This window comes from Flavobacterium channae (assembly GCF_021172165.1).
Classification (GTDB): domain Bacteria; phylum Bacteroidota; class Bacteroidia; order Flavobacteriales; family Flavobacteriaceae; genus Flavobacterium; species Flavobacterium channae.
Genome location: NZ_CP089096.1, coordinates 1,149,342 through 1,174,196, shown reverse-complemented (window position 1 = coordinate 1,174,196; position 24,855 = coordinate 1,149,342). Strand labels below are relative to the sequence as shown.

The following is a 24,855-nucleotide window of genomic DNA, read 5'->3' as shown; positions in this document are numbered from 1 at the left end:
TTTAAGAAACTGATTAATAATTAATTTTATTGGCTAAATAATAAGAATAAGTACCAATTGATGTATTGATATGGTCTATTTCCTCTACATTTTTAAATCTTGCATCTGAAATGTATTTTATCATTAAACCATTTACATTATCATTGGTGGTTTTGAAACCGTCAAGTAATTGAACTAAGTAAAATGAGAACCGCATCCATTTTGTTTTTGCTTTACCCCAATCTCCAATAATTAGCTCACCCTCTGGTTTTAGTATCCTATTAATTTCCAGTAAGCATTTTAATTTTGTGACACTATCTAACTGATGAAAAACAAGAGAACTATAAACCTTATCAAATGATTTATCTTCAAATGGCAACTTATTTCCATCATACAAAAAAAGCGGTGCGTGAATTCCTGCCTTATTTAATTTATACTCAGCTATTGATTTAATTTTAGGGTCAATATCAACACCTTGAACATCACTATCAGGAAATCGTTGTTTGAGAATAATAATGTTTTGAGCTGTTCCAAACCCAAATTCTAATATTTTTTCATCCTCTTTAGGGTTAACAAAATCTACTAACCTGTTTCTGAATTTTTTCTCAGGCATAGTTATTTTGATTGCTAAATCGTAGTAATCACTTAAAAAATCATAACCCAATGCTGGAATAAATTTTGTTGTACTCATTTTATTTTTGTTTTTTTAAATCGAAAAAAGTATAGTACAGATTGAAATAAAATCCATTTGGAGCTGAGCGTACCATTGAACTTACCAATTCTTGACGATATGCAAAGTCCAAACGTGCTTGGCTATTAAAAATAAATTGCACAGCAGGCATCACATCCAAATAAGATTTACCATTTTCATTAATAGTTTGTCCAACAAATTCAACCATTAAATTAATGTTTGTTTGTTTGTAATTTGTGTACTTTTTGGGGTACATCAATTTACCAAAAGAAAGTGTATAATTAGTTGCATTATCACCAATATTATCCGGAAATGGATAACTTGGTTTGTTATCTAAAGCTTTCTCAAAACTTATTGAAGAACTTATTGCAACTTTTTTAATCAATTTTGTAGCTATTAATCCTGTTTCAAAACCTGAATTGTGTCCTAAAATTTCAATCTGTTCTTGGTGAATATCTGCATTATTGAAACTATATCTACCATAAGCTGCTAATCGGAAATGACTATTTAAATCATCTGTAGAATAAAAACGATATTTCGTATAAAAACTACCACCTTCAGTAACTAATTGGCTATTTCTATTACTCACAAAAGCAGAAGCACGAAACATTATATTTTTATTTAATCCATATGATACTTCGGGCATAAAATGATAATTATAACCTGATTTCATTTCCTCTTTAAAAAGTGACTGCATTACATTAACTCCAAGTGAATTTGCTGGAACATTACTTGCAGGATCTGTAATTACAAATAATTCCTGGCTAAAAACATTTTGACAACTTATTGTAACAAAAAATAAAATAATCTTTCTCATTAATTTAGAATTTTAATGTGGAAATCATCTTCATTATTTGAAGCATACGTTTCGACATTCTTATATGATTTGGATAATTTTTTATATTCCTTTTCAGTAACATAGCCCTTGTCAACTACTTGAAATTGTATTTCGGTCACGTTATTTGGTCTGTCATTAACCAAAATGTAAGAATTTTTAGCTATGGTTTCAGGTTTTGCTGTTATAACTAATGAACCGATAAAAAAACCTGCTTTTTCTACTTTCTCCTTAAATACTTTTGGGCTTAATTCATTACCTTCTTTAAGGGTTATAGTGAACGTGTTTGTATTTAAATCGGTTTCTACATTAACCACTTCGGGTAAGCTTTTAAGTTGCTTGTTTATAGCATTCGAACACATTGAACATGTTAGTCCGGTTGCTCTAATTTCAGCTTTTGAAATTTGGGCATTACTTTTCATTGAAAACATCAAAACCATTGATGCAACCAAAACATAACCTATATTTATTTTTTTCATTTTTACTCTTTTATTAATTTCAATATTTCTTCTTCTGTTGGATTTTTTGCAATTAGAACACCTTCTTCATTGAATAAAAATTTCGATGGTAATTCCTCTACACCAAATTGTATTGCTGTTTCAGCATCAAAACCTTTTGAGTCTATCAATTGGGTAAATTTAATTTTATCTTTTTCAACAGCTTTTAGCCATTTATTAGTATCTGTATCGATTGATATTCCTATTATTTCTATTTTATCTGAACTAACTTCATTATGTAGTTTTACTAACTTTTTATTGCCTAATCTGCAAGGACCACACCATGATGCCCAAAAATCAATTAATACATATTTCCCTTTAAAAGATGTAATATTTACCTCTGTATTACTAGTACTTTTTAATGCTATTGATGGTATTGTATCTCCAACATCAATCTGTGCAGTGGCTATATTAGTAATTAAAAAAAATGCAAAAATTATTCTTCTCATTTTAGATTATTTAATAGTTTCTACCGTTTTTCCACAAGTTAACATCATTGAGCCGTAGTAAGGATTCTTTACTGCATTTTCTTTACTTAACCAATTTGCACCTTTACCATCATTGTACATAGGGCAATGTTGGAAATAAACTGGAACCTCATACTTTGCAACTTTTAATAATGAATAAATGTCTTTTGATAATGTTGTAAAGTGATTTCGTTGTTTATTAATATCTTTTGATTTTGAAATCAGTTCAGTATCTTTTTTAATTTGATTTACAACTTTCATCCAAACCATATGAACATCCATATCCAATTTGTCCATTTTAACATTGTTTATTGCAGTTAGTAATTCCTTTGAAGCAATTGAAGTTGTGTTACCATCAGAAGAAATCATAGCATCTTTTACCACAAAATAGTTATCAAAAACAACTTTAAGTTGGTTAACTTCTTGAAGTACCATCTTTGAAGTTTCATTGTGGTTTACATGATTATTATGGATTTCAGTAGTTTCTTCCACTTTGATTTCTTCTTTAACTGGAACTTTAGCAACTCTGTCATATTGACAACATCCATGAAGATTGTCATAGACATCATCTGGTGCAAGAAACTTATCACTATCATATCCTGCTAATGCTATTCTTTTTAGTATTTCGTCTGGATTAGTTTTAGTAGTATCATAAGTTAAAGTGGCCATCTTCGAATCTTGATCCCAATCTACTTTAGCTACTTTTTTGATATTTCCTGCATTTTCGATTTTGGTTTCGCACATTCCACAGTTTCCATAAATCTTAACTGTTTCTGTTTTTGCATTTTTAATTTGTGCATTACCTGTAGTTGATAACAATACAGAAATTGCTATCATTATTTTCATTAATGAATTTTTCATTTTGAATAAAATTGTAATCAAAGCAAACTACCTTGATTAGTTGATAAAATAAATTTGGATAAATAACAGTTGCGAAAGCATGTTATTACAATACCAATAATGGTATAAAAAACAATACTTAACTGTTAGATTGAATAGCAAAATGCTATGAATTTGACACACTTATGGCTGTCAAAAATGGATTTAGCTTATTTTAGGAATGAGCCAAATAGAATAAAAACCATCTGAGATTGATGGTATTGTGTATGAAAATTTAACTTTCTCGATTGAAGAATAGCTAAACATGTAATTTTTAAAAAGGATTTCAGATGAAAAGCTTACTGAAGAGGTTGGACAGGTTGACGAACATCCACATTTAGAATGACCGCAATTGCCTTTACAACCTTTGTGATCTTTATCTTTCGAATTATCGTTGTCACAACAACTCTTTTTTTCTGATTTAGTAGAGGAAATTTCTTTTTTGCAAGAACTCTTGTCTGAACCTTTACCACAAGCCATAGCACTATTAGGCAAGATAAACATGCCTAAAATCATTATGAGTATGATGTGGTATTTTTTCATTAAACTAATAAAACAATACAAAACTAATTAAAATAAATTAATATTAAGTAAAAATATTGTTAAATAGATTTTCTCTTTGTCAAACAATCTGATTTGAATTTATTTTTCAAAATCTTCATGTCTTCGCTTACTTTTCTATCTAGCACTTTTGCATAATGCTGAGTAGTTCTCAAATTTTTATGACCTAACATTTTGCTTACGCTTTCAATAGGAACTCCGTTTGTCAATGTTACAGTTGTGGCAAAGGTGTGTCTTGCAATGTGAAAAGTTAATTCTTTTTCAATTTCACAAACTCCGGCTATTTCTTTTAAATAAGCGTTCATTTTTTGGTTCGATAGGATAGGTAGTAGTTTTTCTTCATTTAAACATTGTGGATGATTTTCGTATTTATCAATTATCATTTGAGTTACAGGAAGGATTGGAATTTTTGAAGCACTTTCTGTTTTTTGTCTGTGAGTAAATATCCATTTTTCACCATCAATACCGAAGCTTATATGCGACTTTGTTAAGTTTTTGACATCTATGTATGCCAAACCTGTAAAGCAGCTAAAAAGGAAGATATCGCGAACTAGCGAAAGTCTTTCTGTTTTGAAATCTTTTTCAATTATGGATTGGATTTCAGTTTCAGTTAAATAAACTCGTTCAACTTCTTTAATTTTTGATTTGTAGTTGGCAAAAGGATTTTTTTCTAACCAGTCATTGGCCAAGCAAAGCTTGATAATTTTATTGAAGTTTTTTAGGTATTTAACAGCTGTATTGTTAGCACAATTTCTGACGCTACGTAACCAAAACTCGTAATCGGTTATAAAAGCATGATCAATTTTTGTAATATCGATATCGGAAACATTGTATTTCCATTGCATAAACTCAATAGTATGTTTGAGTGAAGTAGTGTAGCGTTCTAATGTTCCTGGAGCGTATTCTTTTCCAACAAGCTCTTTTATTTTGTTATTGTGGTCTTGAAAGATAGGGACGAGCATTCTTGCTCTTTCATCAACTCCTAATAGTTTACTCTTAATTGTTTCGGTAGTTACAATTATCTTTTTATGGATTAATTCCATTTCAGCATCTCTTATTTGACTTTTCAGTAAATCAAGATGGTTATTTATTGAACGTGCTTCTTCTGAAGTACCTTTTATTTTACCTGCTTCTGTGGACCATTTGGATATTTCTACAAATCGGTTTGTACTTAATTCGATACGTTTTCCATTGATAGTAATTCTGGAGTAGATAGGAACTAAACCATTTGCAGCTGCTTTCGCTTTTTTTGCATAAAAGAGAATTGATACTTTTGTTTTCATTGTGGTGACCTTTTTAGTTGTTATTAAATTTAACTTCAATATGACTAATCCACAAGATGTACAGTTTTTAAACTGGTTGTTGAACTGGCTGTAAAGCCTTGTGAATAGTAGTCTGAAATAAAAATCGGTTACCCAAGATTTGGATTGTTTAGGGTAACCGATTTTATCCCTTTAGGTTCACGAATGAATGAATAATTTGATATGTTATAAAAAGAAAAAACCCTTAAAATCATACGATTTTAAGGGTTTTAATTCAATTTGCTTTCCAGCTGGCGGAGAAAGAGGGATTCGAACCCCCGGACCTGTTACAGTCAACAGTTTTCAAGACTGCCGCATTCGACCACTCTGCCATTTCTCCAATAAAGCGCCCTACTTCCGTATTGCGAGTGCAAATATAGAACGATTTTTTATTTCTGCAAACGTTTTTTATAGAAAATACTAAAATATTTTTTCTACTTTTTTCAATTGTTTGAATGTCAGCCACTAAATAAACTAGAAAAGTTTAAAAAAAATTAAAATTCCCCCATCACCCATTACCCATTACCCATTACCCATTACCCATCACCCATTACCTTTCACCCATCACCCATTACCCATCACCCATTACCCAAAATCCCTATCTTTGCTTTTCTAAATAAAACCACATGCCCAACTTTGATAGCGATTTTAAAATATACTGTTTAGAAGCCGTACCAAGTTTACAGCAAAACCACAATAGTACTATTTTACACTCATTAGAAAAATTGGCATTTCAATACGGAATCACAAACGTGTATCAAACTTGTGATAGCATTGAAAGTTTTGAAAGTAATTTAAACACCTTGCTTTACGAAGACCGTAACTTTCATGATTACGAAATAATTTATTTGGTGGTTGAAGGACACGGTAATCAAATTACGATAGACAAGTACAACTACTCATTAGAAGAAATTGCCGAAATCTTTGAAGGAAAATTAAAAGGCAAACAATTGCACTTTGCCAATACCATGCAATTGAATTTAGATGCCGAAACCGCACAGTACTTCATAGACGTTACAGGTGTAACAGCTGTTTCAGGGTATCAAAATGCAGCACCAATTGTTAGTACCGTTTTAGACAACTTATTTTTCTCTTTATGCTACGATGACGACAATGTAATCCGTATTACCGAAGCCTTATATAAAAAACAATATGCCTTAGCAAAAACGATGGGCTTTACTTTGTATTACTAATTACAAATACTTCGCTATATCCTCTGGTTGAATACTGTGATGCGAAACACGATATACCACTTCCCCATTCTTTAAAACAATAATTTGTGGCGATTGATGAATCACATTCAATTCCTCCGCAATAAAATTAGACACATTGCGATACGAAAGCAAATCCAAATAATTGAAATCGGCTTTAGCAATCAATAAATCATTTCCTTTAACCAATCGTTCTTTGGCATAAGCACTAATACCACAAGTAACACTATCTTTAAAAATAATCTGTGTTCTAGTTTTTGAGTTGGCAATTATATCTTTTACTGCATCTTCTGAAGTTATGGTAATCCAATTATTCATAGTATATTTTTTTTGTTAAACACATAGACACATAAGTCTATTTTTTATTTTGATTTTAGTCCGAAGCTTCGGACGTTTGACTTTTCATAATACGCACAAACTATCCGATCAGTTTTTCATTCTGTCATGCATCTCTTTTATGAACTTAATTATCGGTAATAACACTTCTTTTTACTTACATGACTTATATGTTTAGATAAATCTTTGTGTGACATTGTGCCTACTTTGTGAAACTTAGTGCCACTAAATCTAAGAACTACAAGAAAGCATCGAACATCCTACCTTATGTCGTGCCCAATCAGGTCGTTTGGCAAACCACTTTTCATATTCCGATTGCTCATCATAAGGCTTTTTCAAAACGGTATACAATTCGTTTATCAAAGAGTTATCACCTTTTTCTGCAGCTTCAATGGCTAATTGTGCCATGTAATTTCGCAATACATATTTTGGATTAACCAAATTCATAGCCGCTTTTCGCTCGGCATCAGCTAATTGTTCTTCTTTAAGTTTGATCAGATACAATTCGAACCAGTTCAACCAACTTGTTTTTAAAGTAGTAACTATTTTATCAGGTTGATAAAACGCAAAGGCTACTTTAGTTAAGGCTTCATCAGGCGTATCGGTTTTTACTACATTGGCCAAGTTGCGATAGAAAATTGTCATATCGGTTTCTGAAGTTGTCAACAAAGTAGTCAACTCATCCTGAAAAGTACTTTCATATTCAGCTGCTAATCCTAACTTCTGCTGTTGGATAATAGGAAATTGTGAATCAAATTGCTGACTATAACTATTCAATACTTGTTCCATTGAAGCAATATCTTCAATCAACGGATAAAGCGCATTTCCCAATTGAACCAAATTCCACAAAGCAATATCAGGTTGGTTTCTAAAACGGTAACGTCTGCCTTCCGCATCGGTTGTATTAGGCGTCCAATCAGGATCATAATCTTCCAACCATCCATACGGACCATAATCAATTGTTAAGCCTAAAATAGACATGTTATCGGTATTCATAACCCCATGAACAAACCCAACACGCTGCCAATGCAAAACCATAGCTACAGTTCTATTCACAATCTCTTGATAAAATTGCAGGTATTTCTCTTTTCCTTCCGATTGAATTTCGGGATAAAAGTAGTTGATTGTATAATCAGCCAATGCTTTTAAATTCGTAATATCTTTTCGAGCTGCAAACAGTTGGAAATTCCCAAAACGTATGAACGTTGGAGCAACTCTACATACTACAGCTCCTGGCTCATAAGCAGGATTTCCGTTATATAAAATATCGCGCAACACCTTATCGCCTGTACTTACCAAAGACAACGAACGCGTTGTAGGCACACCCAAATGAAACATCGCCTCACTACACAAATGCTCCCGAATAGAAGAACGTAAAACCGCTAAACCATCAGCATTTCTTGAATAAGGCGTCTCTCCTGCTCCTTTTAATTGCAGCGTCCATCGTTGATTTTGTGAAAGCATCTCAAACAAATTGATTGCCCTACCATCACCTAGCTGCCCTGCCCAATTACCAAATTGATGGCCAGCATACGCCATGGCATAAGGTTGTGTTTTGGGATAAACAGCACTTCCTGAAACCAAATTCAAAAACACTTCAGATGACATTTCTTCTTTTGAAAAACCTAATGTTTCAGCTAAATCATCAGCATAATGCAATAATGTAGGCTTTGAAGGAACTCGCGGTGTTACAAATGAAAAACAAGCATTATACACCTGTCTTCGGGTATTGGATAAATCCGAATCGGCAGGCAACTCTTTATTAAAAGTATCTTTTAAGTTGATTTTCATTTAGTTATCTTGTAAACACTAAAGTATTCCCTTTAGATAAATTGTCATCAAATGCGTAACCTTCGTAATTGAATTTCTTCAAATCTTCAATGGTTTCTGCATTGGTATCAATAATAAATCGCACCATAAGTCCTCTTGCTTTTTTAGCAAAAAAACTAATCATCTTCAATTTTCCGTCTTTATAATCTTTAAATTCTGGAGTAATTACAGGAACTTTCAATACTTTAACATCAACAGCAGAAAAGTATTCGTTACTTGCCAAATTTACAAAGAGTTCATCCTTTTCTAACTCACTATTAAGAGCTTGGGTTACTTTTTTCTTCCAAAACTCATATAAATTCTTTTTTGTACCAATTGGTATAGAAGTTCCCATTTCCAATCGATATGCTTGTATTAAATCCAACGGTTTTAAAATACCATACAAACCAGACAGAATTCGTAATTTACTCTGTAGAATAGCTAATTTTTCTGTCGGAATAGTATAAGCATCTAAACCTGTATATACATCGCCATCAAAAGCAAAAACTGCAGGTCGTGCATTTTCTGGAGTAAAAGGCAAAGACCAAGCCTGGTTGCGCTCCCAATTCAAATCCGCTAACTTTTCAGAAATGTCCATCAATTCCATCAATTGTTTTGGCTTTTTCTTCTTTAAAGTTTTTTGAATAGTCGTTGCTTCCTTTAAAAAAATACTTTCTGTGTATTTTTCAGTTGGAAGTGCCGATTCAAAATTTAACGATTTTGCAGGGGAAACTACTATTTTCATGGATTTAATATTGCTTTTTTACTTATATTTTCAAAATTACGAAATTCAAGTCTTATTAGATTTAGAAAACCATAAATAAAAATTATATCACAATCAATTTTCTAAAAAAGAAAATCCCGAAGACTCGGGATTTTATAGTAATCGTATAAAATTTAAAACAAATTAATGAGGCAACTTATCTTTTAATAATCCATAAATATAAGTTCCTAATAATGCTCCAATTAAAACTACAGCAATAGCGTAAGTTCCTGTTCCTAATAATATAAAAATTGGCCCAGGACAACTTCCTACAAGAGCCCAACCCAATCCAAATAAAGAACCACCAATAATATATCGCCAAAATCCTCTTTCTTTCTCAATAATTTGAATAGGCATACCATTAAAGTCTTTTACTTTAAATCTCTTTATCAACTGAATACCTACAACTCCTGTAAATAAAGCCATACCAATGATACCATACATATGAAATGATTGAAAATGAAACATTTCATAAATGCGATACCATGAAACAGCTTCCGCTTTTGTTAAAACAATTCCAAACAATACTCCTACTAAAAAAAATCGTGCTAACTTCATAATTAAATTGCTTTAAGAATTAAAGGTAATAAATAATGAGCCATTACTAAGCCTCCAATAAAAAATCCAATTACGGCTACTAATGAAGGTAGTTGAAAATTACTTAATCCAGAAATGGCATGTCCTGAAGTACAACCACCTGCATAACGAGTGCCAAAACCTATTAATAATCCACCTATTAATAAAATAGCAAATCCTTTTGGTGTTTGAAGCACATCAATACTAAACAATGCATCTGGCATTAATTTTCCGTTAGGAGCATCAATTCCTAGTGATTGTAATTGTGTAATTGTATCCGGATTTATATTTACTCCAGTATTGTTAGATAAAAAATGATAAGCTATAAAACCTCCTAGAATTGCTCCTAAAACAACAGCCAAACTCCATTTTTGTTCACGCCAATCAAATTTAAAGAAATCACTAAATTTTCCTGCTCCAGCCATAGTACACATGATTCTAAGGTTTGAAGACATTCCGAAAGATTTTCCAAAATAAATCAATAATAACATCACTATCCCGATTAAAAAACCAGATATAGCCCAATGCCAAGTACCTAAAATTAATTCCATCATTTGCAATTTTGTGCAAAAATAGAAATTCAGATTGGGTTTTGTAGCATTTAATCCAAAATATAGTAAATTTGAATCACGAAAAAAATCTCAATTCATGAAGAAATTTACAATAGAATTCAAGTGGGCAATCATTTCAATTATTATTTTCCTAGCTTGGATGACACTAGAAAAGCAACTAGGTTTTCATGATGAAAAACTAAAATGGCAAATGGTTTTTTCATTACTTATTATCTTTCCAACTTTCATTGTTTATTTTCTTGCTTTATGGGATAAAAAAAGAAACTACTATCAAAACAATATGAATTGGAAACAAGGATTTATTTCTTCAATTGTAATTTCTTTTATGGTGGCTATCTTTTCTCCAATCACACAATTTATCACGCATGAATTCATTACGCCTCTTTATTTTGAAAAAATGATTTCCCTGTCTGTTGAAAGCAAAAGAATGACACTTGAACAAGCTCAAAATTATTTTAATCTTACAGCATATATCTGGCAAAGTATTTCGGGTGGAATATCAATGGGGGTTGTAATTGGCGCGATTGTTGCATACTTAATTAGAACTAAAACAGTTTAATATGAAAATTTTATTTTCTGTACTTTCTCTAGCATTACTTACAAGTTGCGTAAGCACAGAATCTACTTTAAAAAATGTAGATAACACCGCTATTCGTCCATCAATAAAAGACAAAGCTTATGTAATTACAGAATATGCTACCGACAATAAATATGGTTACGACCAGGATTATCCTATCAATATTGGTTTCATTCATGAAAAACAAGAAGACATCAATATCCAATATTATTTTAATGGTTTAGAAGGTCCTAATGGAGAAAAAATAAGTTACAAAAAAGTAGATACTTGCTGTCCATTTCCATCTAAAAACAGTCTGATGGGTGCTGGTACTGTTGGCATTTATGAAGTAATGTTTGAAGGAAGTTCTAAAAAAATAACCTTGTATTTTAATATTTACGAAAAAGGAAAAATACTTTGTCCTAAAGGATTTTCGATTAAAAAAAAAGTAGTTTCAACTAACTAAAACTTTTTTTGTTATAAGTAACATAAGTAACCTTTTGAACTGCTGTTTGAAAGGTTTTTATTTTTATCTTTGCAACTTCAAAATCAACACAAATGAATTTACAAAACATTCCACAAATAAAACATACTGAAAGCGGTAACTTTTTTCTACTAGCAGGTCCTTGTGCCATAGAAGGAGAAGAAATGGCAATGCGAATTGCAGAAAAAATCGTTTCAGTAACCCATAAACTTCAAATTCCTTACGTTTTTAAGGGATCATTTAAAAAAGCAAACCGTTCAAGAGTAGATAGTTTTACTGGAATTGGTGATGAAAAAGCATTAAAAATTCTACAAAAAGTATCTAGAGAGTTTGGTGTTCCAACAGTAACTGACATTCATACAAACGAAGATGCCGTGATGGCAGCAGAATATGTAGATGTGTTACAAATACCAGCATTTCTTGTTCGTCAAACAGATTTAGTAGTTGCGGCTGCCAATACAGGTAAAACTGTAAATCTTAAAAAAGGACAATTTATGAGTCCTGAAAGCATGAAACATGCGGTTCAAAAAGTTCTTGATAGCAACAATGAAAATGTAATGGTAACTGATAGAGGAACTATGTTTGGTTATCAAGATATGATTGTAGATTTCAGAGGAATTCCAACTATGAAACAATATGCCACAACAGTTTTAGACGTTACGCATTCATTACAACAACCTAACCAAACAATTGGAGTAACTGGAGGTCGTCCTGATATGATTGAAACTATTGCTAAAGCAGGAATTGCTGTTGGTGTTGACGGAATTTTCATTGAGACTCATTTTGATCCTGCTAATGCTAAAAGTGATGGCGCAAATATGTTGCATTTAGACTATTTTGAAGACTTAATGACTAAGCTAGTTGCCATCAGAAAAACCGTAAATCAATTTTAATATTTTTTATACTTTAAATGAAACATCCATTTTTAATGGTTGTACTAACTTTTTGTGTTTTTTCACAGTACACCTTTTCGCAAGAAACAGTTGAAAATCCTGAAAAATACACAGCTCACAATAAAGGAAAATTCTACGTTTTTTGGGGAGGAAATCGTGAATCATATACTCGTTCAGACATCCGTTTTAAAGGAGCCGATTATGATTTTACAATTTATGATGTAGCGGCTCACGACAAGCCAAAAGGTTGGCATATCGATTATTTAAATCCAGGAAGAATAACTATTCCGCAAACCAATTTAAGAATTGGATATTTTATTTCGGATCATTATAATATTTCAATTGGATTTGATCACATGAAATATGTAATGTATAACGATGTAAGAGTCAATTATTCTGGATATTATCCAAATGCAGGAACTTATAATGAAAATCCAGCTGATGGACAATTAACACTTGATGAGGATTTCTTATTATTTGAACACACAGACGGTTTAAATTATGTGAATACTGAAATTTCTCGTGTTGATGATATTTCAAAATTGTTTGGAATTAACAATACTGATAAATTTCAAGTGAATATTACAGAAGGCCTTGGAGGTGGCTTTTTATATCCAAGAACAAATACTACACTTTTAGGAAAAGAACGATATGATGAATTTAATGTTGCTGGTTATGGATTATCAGGAAAAGTAGGTTTAAACTTGACTTTTTTCAAGTATTTCTTCATTCAAACTGAATTAAAAGCGGGTTATATTGAAATGAACAATATTAGAACAACAAAAGATTCAGCAGATTCAGCAGAACAAAATTTTTGGTTCTTCCAACGAATTATAGCAGTTGGTGGTATTTTCAAACTATAAATCTAATCAACAATTTAAAAAGCCACAATTTCATTTGAAGTTGTGCCTTTTTTATTTATTTCAAAATTTGATTAGCGTGTGCTTTGGTCTTAACATCTGTAATAACATCTTCTAATATTCCATTTTCATCAATTACAAAAGTGGTTCTGTGAATACCATCGTATTCTCTTCCCATAAATTTCTTTGGCCCCCAAACTCCAAACGCATTTATAACCGATTTATCTTCATCAGCTAATAAAGGAAAAGGTAAATCGTATTTTTCAATAAATTTAGTTTGTGCTTTTGCACTATCGGCACTGACTCCTAAAAGAGCATAATTATTTGCTTTAAAACGTTCAAAATTATCTCTCAAATCACAAGCTTCGGTTGTACAACCTGGAGTACTTGCCTTTGGATAAAAGAAAACTACTAGTTTTTTGCCTTTATAGTCTTCTAATTTATGAGCTCTTCCGTTTTGATCTAATCCTGAAAAATTTGGTGCTTTGTCGCCTTTTTTTAATGTTGTCATAATTTTATACTTTTACAAGTGTTTCAATTTAAAATTAAAGATACTAAAAATGACCAAAAACGAAAAAGTAACATTTGTTATAAATACGTTAAATGAATTATATCCCGAAATTCCTATTCCGTTAGACCATAAAGACCCTTATACTTTACTAATTGCTGTGTTACTTTCTGCACAATGTACGGATGTTCGCGTGAATCAAATTACACCAATTTTATTTGCCAAAGCAGATAATCCGTATGATATGGTAAAAATGAGTGTGGAAGAAATCAAAGAAATCATTCGTCCGTGTGGATTATCACCAATGAAATCGAAAGGAATTCATGGCTTATCTGAAATTTTAATTGAAAAATATAACGGTGAAGTTCCGCAAAGTTTTGAAGCCTTGGAAGCATTACCCGCAGTTGGACACAAAACAGCAAGTGTAGTTATGAGTCAAGCTTTTGGTGTCCCTGCATTTCCTGTTGACACACATATTCACAGATTAATGTATCGATGGGGATTAACGAATGGCAAAAATGTACAACAAACTGAGAAAGATGCCAAACGTATTTTCCCTGAAGAATGTTGGAATGACTTACATTTACAAATCATTTGGTACGGACGCGAATATTCTCCTGCTCGAGGCTGGGATTTAGAGAAAGATATTATCACGAGAACGATTGGGAGAAAAAGTGTTATTAATGAAATTAAAAAGTAAATGGCGTCAAGAAGTATTAATAATATGATTTTTGCAGGTGTTTACCCACATTACATAAACAAAGCAGAGAAAAAAAATCGTACTAAAGCCGAAGTGGATGAAATTATTTGTTGGTTAACAGGTTACTCACTTGAAAGTTTACAGCAGCAAATCGATTCTAAAGTTGACTTCGAAACTTTTTTTGAACAAGCACCACAGTTAAACGAAAATGTTTCAAAAATTACTGGTGTTATTTGCGGTTATCGCATTGAAGAAATTGAAGATCCGTTGATGAAGAAAGTTCGCTATTTAGATAAGTTAATTGACGAATTAGCTAAAGGAAAAACTATGGAGAAAATCCTTAGAAAATAAAAGCTTACAAATGGATTTTAAAAGAAGACACTTTCACACGTTTGATGCTCTACGCTTTTTATCATTTCTATTAGTTTTTATTCATCATATTCCAGTTCCAGAGAATTCATGGTTTTATTTATTCACTAAAAGTGGCGATATTGGTGTTTCCTTCTTTTTTGTTTTAAGCGGTTTTTTAATCTCTTACATTCTATTTTTTGAGAAAAACAGTAAGAAAAAAATCAACTTAAAAAATTTCTTTGCAAAACGAGTTTTAAAAATTTGGCCTTTATTTTATGCCCTTTTGATATTTGCTTATCTAACTCCTCAAATATTAAAACTATTACAACTATCGTTTTCAAATGAAGGCTATGAGCCAAATTGGCTTATGTCGGGACTATTTCTTGAAAATTATAAAATGATGTTTACTAATAGTTTTCCAAATGTTTCACCATTACGAGTTATGTGGTCACTTTGTATTGAAGAACATTTTTATATACTTTGGAGTTTATTATTTGCTATTATTCCAATCAACAAAATAAAATACTTAATTCTTGGGGCAATAGTTGCTGCCAATATTTTTAGAGGAATATTCTTTTACTATAATCTTCCTTTCTTAGATGTATTCACCAATATTGATTATTTCGCTTATGGAGCAATTCCGGCATATATCTTAGGTTGTAGAAAAGAGGATTTATTCAAATTTGAAAAGTTGTCTTTTACATTTAAAATTGCAACCTGCATTTTTACATTAATATTGATTTTTGTAGTTTCAAACTTAGATTTTGAGTGGATTAAATTTATCAAACCAATACTTTTTGGAAGTTTGTTTGCTCTTATTTTATTCTTTACAATTACTGAAAAGAATTCACTAAAAATAAAAGATACAAAATGGATTAGTAGATTAGGAATATATACATATGGTCTTTATTTATATCATACCATAATTATTAATCTTTTCATTAAGTTAAATAAGACTTTTGAATTTAATTGGATAGTAATTTCAATATTAAGTTTAATAACTACAATTTTAATAAGTATAATATCCAATAGCATTTTTGAAAAACAGTTTTTAAAACTAAAAGCAAACTTTAACTAAACAAAAAATGCCTCAAATTCTATTTGAGGCATTTTCTTTAATTAGCGATAATTTCAAAATTTGAATTTCCCACTTTATGTATACTCAATGCTTTTGAATAATTGAGTAAAAACGTAATCGTTTCTTTTTTAGGTTTCATTTTTTGAGTCACTAATTTTTTCTTAGAGTAAAGTTTTGCCATTTATTATGATTTGGTTTATAATTCAATAACGACAAAATTTTACTTTTAGTATTAGTTAGTCAAAATAATTTGATGTTTTTCGATAATTTTTCTCAAATTCAACAAAGCATAACGCATTCTTCCTAAGGCTGTATTGATACTAACACCTGTTAAATCAGCTATTTCCTTAAAACTTAAATCTTGATACATACGCATTACTAAAACTTCTTTTTGATCTGCTGGAAGTTCATCTAATAACTTAGCTAAATCGGTTTCTACTTGTTCAGATATAATCTGTCCTTCAATATTTAAACAATTATCCGTCATATAATTGAATATAGAATACTCATCCGTTTCACGTTGGTAAGGCATTTTTTTTGCTTTTCTATAATGGTCAACTACCAAATTATGAGCAATTCGCATTACCCAAGGCAAAAATTTTCCTTCTTCGTTATACGACTGTGATTTCAACGTTTTAATTACCTTAATAAAAGTATCTTGAAAAATATCGTCTGATAAATCTCTGTCGTTTATTTTAGAATAAATAAATCCGTAGATTTTTGATTGATGTCTTTCAATCAATGAAGCTAAAGCAGATTCATCTCCACTTATATAATTCTTCACCAAAACTGCATCAGGAAGTACAAGATTAGCCATAACAATACCTTTTAGTTAATTTAAGTCTCTGATTCTAAAAAGTAATTGTGTGTTATAGGCTACTTTGTTTTATAGATTAAAGTTCAAATTTAACATAAAATTTATTTAATATCCAAATAATTTTTCAAAAAAATAATCGCTTAATTATAAATAAAGTTTATTTTAACGATAAACTATTAAGAAATCGCAACTATTTGCAATTTACATTAAATAATCCCAATTTAATTATAATGCTTTTAACATTAAAGAGGTAAGGAATAGGAGTAAATAAATTTACAATTATTATCTTTGCAAATCTTTGTAAAAACAACCATGACACAACCTGATTTTTCTACCTTAGAACCTAAAAAAAACATTCTAATTAAAGGGGCACAATTGCATAACCTTAAAAATTTAAATGTTGCTATACCTAGAAATAAATTAGTAGTTATTACTGGACTTTCCGGTTCAGGAAAATCAAGTTTGGCTTTTGATACACTTTATGCAGAAGGACAACGACGTTATGTTGAAAGTTTATCTTCTTACGCACGTCAATTTTTGGGACGTTTAGACAAACCAAAAGTTGAATACATAAAAGGAATTGCACCAGCAATTGCAATCGAACAAAAAGTAAATACAAGTAACGCTCGTTCAACTGTAGGAACATCAACTGAAATTTACGATTATTTAAAACTTTTGTTTGCTCGAATCGGTAAAACTTACTCTCCTATTTCTGGAAAAGAAGTAAAAAAAGATACGGTTACAGATGTTATAAACGAAGTTAAAACACTTCCTATTGATAGTAGATGGTTGCTTCTTTCTCCTATTCATTTAGAAGACGGAAGAGCTTTAGAAGACAAACTTAAAGTTTTATTACAACAAGGTTTTGCTCGTATTTTAGTTGATAACGAAATGGTTCGATTAGATGCAATCGATCAGCATAAATTGGATAATAAAGATGTATTATTAATTATTGACCGAATTGTTGTTAAAGAAGAGGAAGAATTTTTCAATCGTTTGGCAGATGCTATTCAAACGGCATTTTACGAAGGAAAAGGTCTTTGCTATTTACAAGATGTAGACACAAAAAACCGGTTGGAATTCAGCTCAAACTTTGAATTAGACGGAATAACATTTTTGGAACCTAATATTCACTTATTTAGCTTTAACAATCCTTATGGTGCATGTCCTACTTGTGAAGGTTATGGAAGCGTTATCGGAATTGATGAAGATTTAGTTATTCCAAATACGGCTTTATCAGTTTATGAAAACGCTGTATTTCCTTGGCGTGGCGATAGTATGAGTTGGTATAGAGATCAATTGGTAAACAATGCCTACAAATTTGATTTTCCTATTCATAAACCATTCTTTGAATTATCGGAAGAACAAAAACAACTAATTTGGGATGGAAATAAATATTTCACAGGTTTAAATGATTTCTTTACCGAATTAGAAGAAAAAAATTATAAAATTCAAAACCGTGTTTTACTTTCAAGATACAGAGGTAAAACCAAATGTACTACATGTAAAGGAAAACGTTTACGATATGAAGCTAACTTTATAAAAGTTGGCGGTAAAACAATTTCAGATTTAGTAGACTTACCAATCGTAAACTTAATTGAATTCTTCAAAAAATTAGAATTGAATGAATATGACGCAAAAGTTGCAAAACGTTTGCTAATTGAAATAAACAATCGCTTGGACTTTTTGTATAATGTTGGTTTAAGTTATTTAACCTTAAATCGAAATTCAAATTCTCTCTCTGGAGGTGAATCGCAACGTATTAACTTGGCAACTTCATTAGGAAGCAGTTTGGTGGGTTCGATGTATATTTTAGACGAACCAAGTATTGGGTTACATCCAAAAGATACCGAAAGACTAATTGAAGTTTTAAAAAATCTTCGCGATTTAGGAAATACTGTTATCGTTGTGGAACATGACGAAGACATCATGAAAGCTGCTGATATGATAATTGATATTGGTCCAGAAGCTGGAACACATGGTGGTGAATTAGTCGCACAAGGTACTTATGATGAAATATTAAAAGCCGATTCGTTAACTGCAAAATACTTAAACGGATCTGCAGAAATTTCGGTTCCTTCTAAAAGAAGAAAATTTAAAAATCATATTGAAGTTATTGGAGCTCGAGAAAATAACTTAAAAAATGAAAACTTTACTTTTCCATTAGAATGTTTAACTGTAATTACAGGAGTTTCTGGAAGTGGAAAAAGTACATTGGTTAAAAAAATATTATTCCCAGCTATTCAGAAAAAATTAGAAGGTGTTGGAGAAAAAGCTGGACAGTTTACTGAATTAGCAGGAAGTTTTTCACATATCAAACATATTGAATATGTTGATCAAAATCCGATTGGAAGAAGTTCGCGTTCTAATCCGGTTACTTACATAAAAGCATACGATGATATTCGTGATTTATTTGCAAAACAAAATGTTTCAAAATTAAGAAACTATCAAGCTAAACACTTTTCTTTCAACGTAGAAGGCGGAAGATGTGAAGTTTGTAAAGGCGATGGTGAAGTTACTATTGAAATGCAATTTATGGCTGATGTTCACTTAGAATGTGAAGCTTGTAATGGAAAACGTTTCAAAAAAGAAATTCTTGAAGTTACTTTTGAAGGCAAAAACATCAATGACATTTTAACTTTAACTATTGATGATGCACTGAATTTCTTTAGTTCGCACAATCAAACGAAGATTACACAGAAATTACAACCGCTTCAAGATGTTGGTTTAGGATATGTTCAATTAGGACAATCTTCTTCTACTCTTTCTGGTGGTGAAGCACAACGTATAAAATTAGCCTCATTTTTAGTAAAAGGAACCATAAAAGACAAAGCTTTATTTGTTTTTGACGAACCTACAACTGGTTTACATTTTCATGATATCAAAAAATTACTAGCTTCTTTTGATGCTTTACTAGAAAAAGGACATTCAATAATTGTTATTGAACACAACTTAGATTTAATTAAATGTGCCGATTATATTTTAGATATTGGTCCAGAAGGTGGTGAAAATGGTGGTAAATTAGTTGCCTTTGGAACACCTGAAGAAGTAGTTAAAGACAAAAATTCGGTAACTGGTAAATACTTAAAAGAAAAACTATAAAATGATAAACCCATCTGCAAACGGTTGGATTGACAAGTTTTTTGCTGAAAATCAGGATAACTTCTTGGATTTTCAACAGAATACTTTGTCTTTTTATGAAGATTGTAGATCAACTGGTTTTATTTATGGTTATGTGGTTCGTTATCAACTTCAAAACCAAATCGATACTTCGAAATGGTCATATGACGAAATAACTAAAGTTGGATTTTTAAATACTCTTTTTTCAATTTACAACATTGAAAAATCAGATGTTAGTAAAGAAGATTTTATAAATGCTGTTTACCAATTTTATAAAATCATACAACCTGAAAATCTGAATTTCATTAAAAAATTACTTCCAGAAGGTTCCTATAGTTCACGTTTGGAAAAAATTATTGATGATAGAATTCAAACAAACAACAATACGATTAGTAAAAACTTTTCACACATTATTACTAATGCGCTTTTGTTCATCGATATTTTAGCTTTTGAACATTATCTTAAAAAACAAGAATTACCAACCGATTACTTAAAAAACATTGAATCGGACTGTATCAAAATTGTCTCATTAGCTTTAAAAATTAAAGAACGAAAATCAAAATACGATGAATTATTAGTAAAGCTTTTCGAAAATTCAATTCGCTACACCAAATTCAATACAATTGAAAACATAGAGTTAGCTGAAATTAAAATAATACGTCACACTTCGTTATTAGAAAGATTATATCTGTTGGATATTGCTCAGATGGCTCTTTGGTGTGATGAAAAATTAGAACTCAACGAACAACATTTTCTTGAAAAACTATCTCAAGATTTAGATTTAAACAAGATTATTTTAGATAAGAGTGAAAAAGAAATCTATGATTTTATTGAAAAATACAAATCTGAAATTCCGTTTTTCAATTACTCAAATCCTATCAAGCATTTTTATGATCAAGCCAATAAAAATGTAACCAAACTAATTATTCGAAATAAAGATCGCTTAACAAAAGAAATAAAGGAAAGTGGCGAATTGATGCAACTTTTAGCAAAATCAGCCACTAAAGATTTAAGTAAAGACGAAAAAAAGAAGATTAAAAAACAACTATTAGATATTTGTAAAACTATACCTTCTTTAACCATATTTTTATTACCTGGAGGAAGCTTATTATTACCTATTTTAATTAAGTTTATTCCGCAATTATTACCATCAGCATTCAATGAAAATTTAGAAGATTAATTCTTTTTAAAACTTTTATAATATAAAAAATCCCCAACTACATTAGTAATTGGGGATTTTATTTAAAATTTAGTCTGATTATTCGTTAACCAAAACCCACTCACCAGAAGCTAACATGCTTTCTGCTTTTTTGTATTTCATGGTTTCGCTTTTTCCACTCATTACGTGTTTAATAGTAACAGTGTCATTACGATTAATTTTTGGCATTTCTCTAGTAATCGTTTCTGTAACTTGAGGTCTTTGACTAGCCATTTCTCCTGCTCTTTTTGCTTCAGAAGCTGTTGCGTCTAAATCCTCTTTAGTTTCAGTATATTGCTCTTGTCTTGCTTCTTGTCTTGCTTCTTGAATGTTTTCATTACGATGTGGTAAATCACCTTTAAATAAGAACGAAATTACTTCTTTATTTACATCATCAATCATTTTCTTGAACAAGTTGAACGCTTCAAATTTATAAATCAACAATGGATCTTTTTGCTCATGAACAGCTAATTGAACTGATTGTTTCAATTCGTCCATTTTACGTAAGTGTTTTTTCCAAGCTTCATCAACAATTGCTAAAGTGATGTTTTTCTCGAAATCAGCCACTAACGAACGACCTTCTGAGGTATATGCTTTTTCTAAATCAGTTACTACATTTAAAGATTTGATTCCATCAGAGAAAGGCACTACAATTCTTTGGTACTGACCATTATTGTTTTCGTATACATTTTTGATAATTGGATATGCTTCGCGTGCATCTCTTGCAATTTTTTCTTCATAATGAGCTAAAACTGCTTTATATACTTTACCTGTAATATCTCTAACTGATAATTTAGAAAATTCTGCTTGAGAAATTGGTGAACTAATTGAAAAATAACGAATCAATTCAAACTCAAAGTTTTTGAAATCTTCTGCTAATTTGTTTTGTTCAACAACTAATTCACAAGTATCGTACATCATATTAGCAATATCCACTTTCAAACGCTCTCCATGTAAAGCATGACGTCTTCTTTTGTATACTACTTCTCTTTGAGCATTCATAACGTCATCATATTCTAACAAACGTTTACGAACTCCAAAATTGTTTTCTTCTACTTTTTTCTGTGCTCTTTCAATAGATTTGGTCATCATAGAATGTTGAATAACTTCACCTTCTTTTAGACCAATTCTATCCATAACTTTTGCAACTCTTTCAGAACCGAATAAACGCATTAAGTTATCTTCTAAAGACACGTAGAATTGTGAACTACCAACGTCACCTTGACGACCAGCACGACCACGTAACTGACGGTCTACACGACGAGAATCGTGACGTTCTGTACCAATGATTGCTAAACCACCTGCTTTTTTAACTTCAGCAGATAATTTAATATCGGTACCACGACCTGCCATATTTGTTGCAATTGTAACAACTCCTGGTTTACCAGCTTCTGCTACAATTTCTGCCTCACTTTTGTGCATTTTAGCATTCAATACATTGTGTTGAATACCTCTAATTTTTAACATTCGGCTTAATAATTCTGAAATCTCAACAGAAGTTGTACCAATCAATACTGGTCTTCCAGCTTCTGATAATTTTACAACATCTTCGATAACTGCGTTGAATTTTTCACGAACTGTTCTATAAATCAAATCGTCTTTATCTTTACGAGCAATTGGACGATTTGTTGGAATTTCAACAACATCTAATTTGTAGATTTCCCAGAACTCACCTGCTTCTGTTGAAGCTGTACCTGTCATACCTCCCAACTTGTTGTACATACGGAAATAATTCTGTAATGTAATTGTTGCGAAAGTTTGCGTAGCTGCTTCAATTTTCACATTTTCTTTAGCTTCGATTGCTTGATGTAAACCATCTGAGTAACGACGACCGTCCATAATACGACCTGTTTGCTCATCAACAATCATAACCTTATTATCCATGATTACATATTCTGTATCTTTTTCAAATAAAGTATATGCTTTTAATAACTGCGTTAATGTATGTATACGTTCTGATTTTACAGAGAAATCACGGAATAATTCTTCTTTCTTTTCTGCTGTTTCTTCAGGAGATAAATTTTCTTTTTCAATTTGAGCAATTCCTGTTCCAATATCTGGTAAAACAAAGAAATGCGAATCTGTATCAGTAGATAAAAACTGAATTCCGTTATCTGTTAATTCTACTTGATTGTTTTTCTCTTCAATAACAAAGTACAATGCCTCATCAATTTTTGGCATTTCTCTGTTGTTATCTTGCATGTAATAGTTTTCTGTTTTTTGAAGTAATTGTTTTACTCCTTCTTCCGATAAAAACTTGATTAATGCTTTACTCTTTGGTAACGCTCTGTAAGAACGGAATAAGTTAAATCCTGCATCTTTATTATTACCTTCTTTAAACAAACGTTTTGCTTCTGTTAAACAATCAGTTGCTAGTTTACGTTGTAAGTTTACAAGGTTTTCAACTTTAGGCTTTAACTCTAAAAATTCGTGACGATCTCCTTGCGGAACTGGTCCTGAAATAATTAATGGCGTTCTTGCATCATCAATTAATACCGAGTCAACCTCATCGACAATTGCATAATTGTGTTTGCGTTGTACTAAATCTTCTGGAGCATGCGCCATATTATCTCTCAAATAATCGAAACCAAATTCATTATTTGTTCCATACGTAATATCGGCGTTGTAAGCTTTTCTTCTTTCAGGAGAATTCGGTTGGTGATTATCGATACAATCAACTGTCATTCCGTGGAATTCAAATAAAGGCGCTTTCCAAGTACTATCACGACGTGCTAAATAGTCGTTTACCGTTACTAAATGAACACCATTTCCAGTTAAAGCATTTAAGTATAATGGTAATGTTGCTACTAACGTTTTACCTTCACCCGTTTGCATTTCGGCAATTTTACCTTGGTGTAATACAACTCCACCAATTAACTGAACGTCGTAGTGAATCATATCCCAAGTGATGGCTTTACCTGCAGCATCCCAAGAATTTGCCCATGTAGCGTTATCACCTTCAATAGCGATGTATGGCTTAGTAGCCGATAACTCTCTATCTTTTGGAGTTGCAGTTACGGTAATTGTAGGATTATCTTTAAAACGACGAGCCGTTTCTTTAACTACTGCAAAAGCTTCTGGTAAAATATCATTTAATACTTTCTCAGAAATTTCATAGGCTTCTTTTTCAATCTTATCGATTTCAGCGTAAATATCTTCACGCGCATCAATATCTTGAGTTTGTTCTGCATCTTGTTTTAAAGAAGCAATTTTAGCGTCTTTTTCTGCACGAGCAGATTTAATTTTAGCTTTGAATTCGGCAGTTTTAGCACGTAATTCATCATGAGATAATGCTTGTAAAGCACCCTCAAACGATTTTATTTTATTGATTAGTGGTTGAATCGCTTTTACATCTTTCTCCGATTTATCCCCCACAAAAGCCTTCAATATGGAATTTATGATACTCATAATTTTTATTTTCTAAAATAGGTTTGCAAATATAACCAAAAAAAAAGCCTCAGTAAAGAGACTTGTTTCTGTTGTGGTTATTTATTTTTAATATTCATCCTCATTCCAAAGATAATCTTCGTCAGTAGGATAATCAGGCCAAATCTCTTCCATTGATTCATAGATTTCTCCTTCGTCTTCTATAGACTGTAAGTTTTCCACTACTTCTAATGGAGCTCCAGTTCTAATAGCATAGTCGATAAGTTCATCTTTGGTTGCTGGCCAAGGCGCATCACTTAAATATGACGCTAATTCTAATGTCCAATACATCTTTTTATCGATTTAAGTTTATGCAAAAATAAATTTATTACTCAATAAGGCAAGTTTTTTTTTACTTTTTTTATCAAAATTTAAGAACGTTTTTTT

27 protein-coding genes and 1 tRNA gene are annotated in these 24,855 nt (G+C 31.3%); 10 read left to right on the top strand and 18 right to left on the bottom strand.

All coding sequences use genetic code 11. The annotated features are described in order from the left end of the window. Positions 1–13: 13 nt before the first annotated feature. From LOS89_RS05290 to LOS89_RS05255, 8 genes are all read right to left on the bottom strand, one after another. Complete coding sequence (locus LOS89_RS05290) at positions 14–670, bottom strand: class I SAM-dependent methyltransferase (protein ID WP_231836797.1); 657 nt, start codon at positions 668–670, stop codon at positions 14–16. A 1-nt stretch (position 671) separates the two neighbouring features. Further along, positions 672–1,487 (bottom strand): hypothetical protein, encoded by an 816-nt coding sequence (locus LOS89_RS05285; RefSeq protein ID WP_231836796.1) that lies wholly within the window; start codon positions 1,485–1,487, stop codon positions 672–674. Continuing rightward, complete coding sequence (locus tag LOS89_RS05280; RefSeq protein WP_231836795.1) at positions 1,487–1,984, bottom strand: heavy-metal-associated domain-containing protein; 498 nt, start codon at positions 1,982–1,984, stop codon at positions 1,487–1,489. The genes LOS89_RS05285 and LOS89_RS05280 overlap by 1 nt, the downstream gene beginning before the upstream one ends. A gap of 2 nt (positions 1,985–1,986) precedes the next feature. Then, positions 1,987–2,451: a TlpA family protein disulfide reductase gene (locus LOS89_RS05275; RefSeq protein WP_231836794.1), complete on the bottom strand. Its 465-nt coding sequence runs from the start codon at positions 2,449–2,451 to the stop codon at positions 1,987–1,989. A 6-nt stretch (positions 2,452–2,457) separates the two neighbouring features. Next, the gene (locus LOS89_RS05270) at positions 2,458–3,330 is read right to left on the bottom strand and encodes a DUF3347 domain-containing protein (protein ID WP_231836793.1); all 873 of its coding nucleotides are present in this window, start codon (positions 3,328–3,330) and stop codon (positions 2,458–2,460) included. 183 nt (positions 3,331–3,513) lie between these two features. Further along, complete coding sequence (locus tag LOS89_RS05265) at positions 3,514–3,864, bottom strand: hypothetical protein (protein ID WP_231836792.1); 351 nt, start codon at positions 3,862–3,864, stop codon at positions 3,514–3,516. Between the two features lie 86 nt (positions 3,865–3,950). Next, on the bottom strand, positions 3,951–5,192 hold the full coding sequence (locus tag LOS89_RS05260; protein ID WP_231836791.1) for a site-specific integrase: 1,242 nt from the start codon (positions 5,190–5,192) through the stop codon (positions 3,951–3,953). Positions 5,193–5,462: 270 nt separating this feature from the next. Further along, positions 5,463–5,550, bottom strand: a tRNA-Ser gene (locus tag LOS89_RS05255). Positions 5,551–5,836: 286 nt separating this feature from the next. On the opposite strand from LOS89_RS05255, the gene LOS89_RS05250 reads away from it, so the two are divergent. Next, positions 5,837–6,403 carry a DUF6642 family protein gene (locus LOS89_RS05250; protein ID WP_231836790.1) on the top strand — a complete coding sequence of 189 codons (567 nt, stop codon included), beginning with the start codon at positions 5,837–5,839 and terminating at the stop codon, positions 6,401–6,403. On the opposite strand, the gene ytxJ is transcribed toward LOS89_RS05250, so the two are convergent. The 5 genes from ytxJ to LOS89_RS05225 form a co-directional block, all read right to left on the bottom strand. Then, positions 6,404–6,739 (bottom strand): bacillithiol system redox-active protein YtxJ, encoded by a 336-nt coding sequence (gene ytxJ, locus LOS89_RS05245; RefSeq protein ID WP_231836789.1) that lies wholly within the window; start codon positions 6,737–6,739, stop codon positions 6,404–6,406. Positions 6,740–6,988: 249 nt separating this feature from the next. Continuing rightward, the gene (locus tag LOS89_RS05240) at positions 6,989–8,548 is read right to left on the bottom strand and encodes a protein adenylyltransferase SelO (RefSeq protein WP_231836788.1); all 1,560 of its coding nucleotides are present in this window, start codon (positions 8,546–8,548) and stop codon (positions 6,989–6,991) included. Positions 8,549–8,552: 4 nt separating this feature from the next. After that, complete coding sequence (gene yaaA, locus LOS89_RS05235; RefSeq protein ID WP_231836787.1) at positions 8,553–9,311, bottom strand: peroxide stress protein YaaA; 759 nt, start codon at positions 9,309–9,311, stop codon at positions 8,553–8,555. 162 nt (positions 9,312–9,473) lie between these two features. Then, positions 9,474–9,887: a DUF6691 family protein gene (locus LOS89_RS05230; RefSeq protein ID WP_231836786.1), complete on the bottom strand. Its 414-nt coding sequence runs from the start codon at positions 9,885–9,887 to the stop codon at positions 9,474–9,476. 2 nt (positions 9,888–9,889) lie between these two features. Further along, positions 9,890–10,456, bottom strand: coding sequence for a YeeE/YedE family protein (locus tag LOS89_RS05225; protein WP_231837042.1), 567 nt, complete (start codon positions 10,454–10,456; stop codon positions 9,890–9,892). Between the two features lie 97 nt (positions 10,457–10,553). Between LOS89_RS05225 and LOS89_RS05220 the strand changes: the two genes are divergently transcribed. The 4 genes from LOS89_RS05220 to LOS89_RS05205 all read left to right on the top strand — a co-directional run bounded on the left by LOS89_RS05220 (position 10,554) and on the right by LOS89_RS05205 (position 13,273). Beyond that, positions 10,554–11,036, top strand: coding sequence for a DUF4199 domain-containing protein (locus tag LOS89_RS05220; RefSeq protein ID WP_231836785.1), 483 nt, complete (start codon positions 10,554–10,556; stop codon positions 11,034–11,036). Between the two features lies 1 nt (position 11,037). Then, entirely contained in the window at positions 11,038–11,499 is a 462-nt protein-coding gene (locus LOS89_RS05215) for a 2-dehydro-3-deoxyphosphooctonate aldolase (protein WP_231836784.1), read from the top strand. A 92-nt stretch (positions 11,500–11,591) separates the two neighbouring features. After that, positions 11,592–12,410, top strand: a complete 819-nt coding sequence (gene kdsA / locus LOS89_RS05210) for a 3-deoxy-8-phosphooctulonate synthase (protein ID WP_231836783.1) — start codon at positions 11,592–11,594, stop codon at positions 12,408–12,410. A 17-nt stretch (positions 12,411–12,427) separates the two neighbouring features. Continuing rightward, positions 12,428–13,273, top strand: a complete 846-nt coding sequence (locus LOS89_RS05205) for a hypothetical protein (RefSeq protein WP_231836782.1) — start codon at positions 12,428–12,430, stop codon at positions 13,271–13,273. Between the two features lie 55 nt (positions 13,274–13,328). Here the strand turns inward: LOS89_RS05205 and bcp are convergent, their stop codons facing one another. Continuing rightward, on the bottom strand, positions 13,329–13,781 hold the full coding sequence (gene bcp, locus LOS89_RS05200; protein ID WP_231836781.1) for a thioredoxin-dependent thiol peroxidase: 453 nt from the start codon (positions 13,779–13,781) through the stop codon (positions 13,329–13,331). Between the two features lie 49 nt (positions 13,782–13,830). Between bcp and LOS89_RS05195 the strand changes: the two genes are divergently transcribed. Genes LOS89_RS05195 through LOS89_RS05185 form a run of 3 tightly spaced genes read left to right on the top strand, consistent with a single transcriptional unit; the run spans position 13,831 to position 15,907 of the window. Then, the gene (locus LOS89_RS05195; protein WP_231836780.1) at positions 13,831–14,478 is read left to right on the top strand and encodes an endonuclease III domain-containing protein; all 648 of its coding nucleotides are present in this window, start codon (positions 13,831–13,833) and stop codon (positions 14,476–14,478) included. Continuing rightward, complete coding sequence (locus tag LOS89_RS05190) at positions 14,479–14,829, top strand: DUF2200 domain-containing protein (protein WP_231836779.1); 351 nt, start codon at positions 14,479–14,481, stop codon at positions 14,827–14,829. It abuts the gene before it with no gap. A 10-nt stretch (positions 14,830–14,839) separates the two neighbouring features. Next, positions 14,840–15,907, top strand: coding sequence for an acyltransferase family protein (locus LOS89_RS05185; protein WP_231836778.1), 1,068 nt, complete (start codon positions 14,840–14,842; stop codon positions 15,905–15,907). Positions 15,908–15,944: 37 nt separating this feature from the next. On the opposite strand, the gene LOS89_RS05180 is transcribed toward LOS89_RS05185, so the two are convergent. Both LOS89_RS05180 and LOS89_RS05175 read right to left on the bottom strand, forming a co-directional pair. After that, on the bottom strand, positions 15,945–16,088 hold the full coding sequence (locus LOS89_RS05180; protein WP_231836777.1) for a hypothetical protein: 144 nt from the start codon (positions 16,086–16,088) through the stop codon (positions 15,945–15,947). 51 nt (positions 16,089–16,139) lie between these two features. Then, positions 16,140–16,724: an RNA polymerase sigma factor gene (locus LOS89_RS05175; protein ID WP_231836776.1), complete on the bottom strand. Its 585-nt coding sequence runs from the start codon at positions 16,722–16,724 to the stop codon at positions 16,140–16,142. A gap of 312 nt (positions 16,725–17,036) precedes the next feature. Between LOS89_RS05175 and uvrA the strand changes: the two genes are divergently transcribed. Further along, entirely contained in the window at positions 17,037–19,826 is a 2,790-nt protein-coding gene (gene uvrA, locus LOS89_RS05170) for an excinuclease ABC subunit UvrA (RefSeq protein ID WP_231836775.1), read from the top strand. A gap of 1 nt (position 19,827) precedes the next feature. Continuing rightward, positions 19,828–21,024 carry an LETM1-related biofilm-associated protein gene (locus LOS89_RS05165; protein ID WP_231836774.1) on the top strand — a complete coding sequence of 399 codons (1,197 nt, stop codon included), beginning with the start codon at positions 19,828–19,830 and terminating at the stop codon, positions 21,022–21,024. A 78-nt stretch (positions 21,025–21,102) separates the two neighbouring features. Here the strand turns inward: LOS89_RS05165 and secA are convergent, their stop codons facing one another. Both secA and LOS89_RS05155 read right to left on the bottom strand, forming a co-directional pair. Further along, positions 21,103–24,450: a preprotein translocase subunit SecA gene (secA, locus tag LOS89_RS05160; protein WP_231836773.1), complete on the bottom strand. Its 3,348-nt coding sequence runs from the start codon at positions 24,448–24,450 to the stop codon at positions 21,103–21,105. 87 nt (positions 24,451–24,537) lie between these two features. Then, entirely contained in the window at positions 24,538–24,759 is a 222-nt protein-coding gene (locus tag LOS89_RS05155; RefSeq protein ID WP_002986941.1) for a DUF2795 domain-containing protein, read from the bottom strand. Positions 24,760–24,855 lie beyond the last annotated feature (96 nt).

Coding starts and splice junctions, on each gene's coding strand:
- LOS89_RS05260 (WP_231836791.1), bottom strand. CDS start 5,192: ATGAAAACAAAAGTATCAATTCTCTTTTATGCAAAAAAAGCGAAAGCA.
- LOS89_RS05230 (WP_231836786.1), bottom strand. CDS start 9,887: ATGAAGTTAGCACGATTTTTTTTAGTAGGAGTATTGTTTGGAATTGTT.
- LOS89_RS05190 (WP_231836779.1), top strand. CDS start 14,479: ATGGCGTCAAGAAGTATTAATAATATGATTTTTGCAGGTGTTTACCCA.
- secA (WP_231836773.1), bottom strand. CDS start 24,450: ATGAGTATCATAAATTCCATATTGAAGGCTTTTGTGGGGGATAAATCG.
- LOS89_RS05290 (WP_231836797.1), bottom strand. CDS start 670: ATGAGTACAACAAAATTTATTCCAGCATTGGGTTATGATTTTTTAAGT.
- LOS89_RS05165 (WP_231836774.1), top strand. CDS start 19,828: ATGATAAACCCATCTGCAAACGGTTGGATTGACAAGTTTTTTGCTGAA.
- LOS89_RS05205 (WP_231836782.1), top strand. CDS start 12,428: ATGAAACATCCATTTTTAATGGTTGTACTAACTTTTTGTGTTTTTTCA.
- LOS89_RS05285 (WP_231836796.1), bottom strand. CDS start 1,487: ATGAGAAAGATTATTTTATTTTTTGTTACAATAAGTTGTCAAAATGTT.
- uvrA (WP_231836775.1), top strand. CDS start 17,037: ATGACACAACCTGATTTTTCTACCTTAGAACCTAAAAAAAACATTCTA.
- LOS89_RS05240 (WP_231836788.1), bottom strand. CDS start 8,548: ATGAAAATCAACTTAAAAGATACTTTTAATAAAGAGTTGCCTGCCGAT.
- yaaA (WP_231836787.1), bottom strand. CDS start 9,311: ATGAAAATAGTAGTTTCCCCTGCAAAATCGTTAAATTTTGAATCGGCA.
- kdsA (WP_231836783.1), top strand. CDS start 11,592: ATGAATTTACAAAACATTCCACAAATAAAACATACTGAAAGCGGTAAC.
- LOS89_RS05195 (WP_231836780.1), top strand. CDS start 13,831: ATGACCAAAAACGAAAAAGTAACATTTGTTATAAATACGTTAAATGAA.
- LOS89_RS05185 (WP_231836778.1), top strand. CDS start 14,840: ATGGATTTTAAAAGAAGACACTTTCACACGTTTGATGCTCTACGCTTT.
- LOS89_RS05250 (WP_231836790.1), top strand. CDS start 5,837: ATGCCCAACTTTGATAGCGATTTTAAAATATACTGTTTAGAAGCCGTA.
- LOS89_RS05265 (WP_231836792.1), bottom strand. CDS start 3,864: ATGATTTTAGGCATGTTTATCTTGCCTAATAGTGCTATGGCTTGTGGT.
- LOS89_RS05175 (WP_231836776.1), bottom strand. CDS start 16,724: ATGGCTAATCTTGTACTTCCTGATGCAGTTTTGGTGAAGAATTATATA.
- LOS89_RS05220 (WP_231836785.1), top strand. CDS start 10,554: ATGAAGAAATTTACAATAGAATTCAAGTGGGCAATCATTTCAATTATT.
- LOS89_RS05270 (WP_231836793.1), bottom strand. CDS start 3,330: ATGAAAAATTCATTAATGAAAATAATGATAGCAATTTCTGTATTGTTA.
- LOS89_RS05180 (WP_231836777.1), bottom strand. CDS start 16,088: ATGGCAAAACTTTACTCTAAGAAAAAATTAGTGACTCAAAAAATGAAA.
- ytxJ (WP_231836789.1), bottom strand. CDS start 6,739: ATGAATAATTGGATTACCATAACTTCAGAAGATGCAGTAAAAGATATA.
- LOS89_RS05155 (WP_002986941.1), bottom strand. CDS start 24,759: ATGTATTGGACATTAGAATTAGCGTCATATTTAAGTGATGCGCCTTGG.
- LOS89_RS05275 (WP_231836794.1), bottom strand. CDS start 2,451: ATGAGAAGAATAATTTTTGCATTTTTTTTAATTACTAATATAGCCACT.
- LOS89_RS05280 (WP_231836795.1), bottom strand. CDS start 1,984: ATGAAAAAAATAAATATAGGTTATGTTTTGGTTGCATCAATGGTTTTG.
- LOS89_RS05225 (WP_231837042.1), bottom strand. CDS start 10,456: ATGGAATTAATTTTAGGTACTTGGCATTGGGCTATATCTGGTTTTTTA.
- LOS89_RS05215 (WP_231836784.1), top strand. CDS start 11,038: ATGAAAATTTTATTTTCTGTACTTTCTCTAGCATTACTTACAAGTTGC.
- bcp (WP_231836781.1), bottom strand. CDS start 13,781: ATGACAACATTAAAAAAAGGCGACAAAGCACCAAATTTTTCAGGATTA.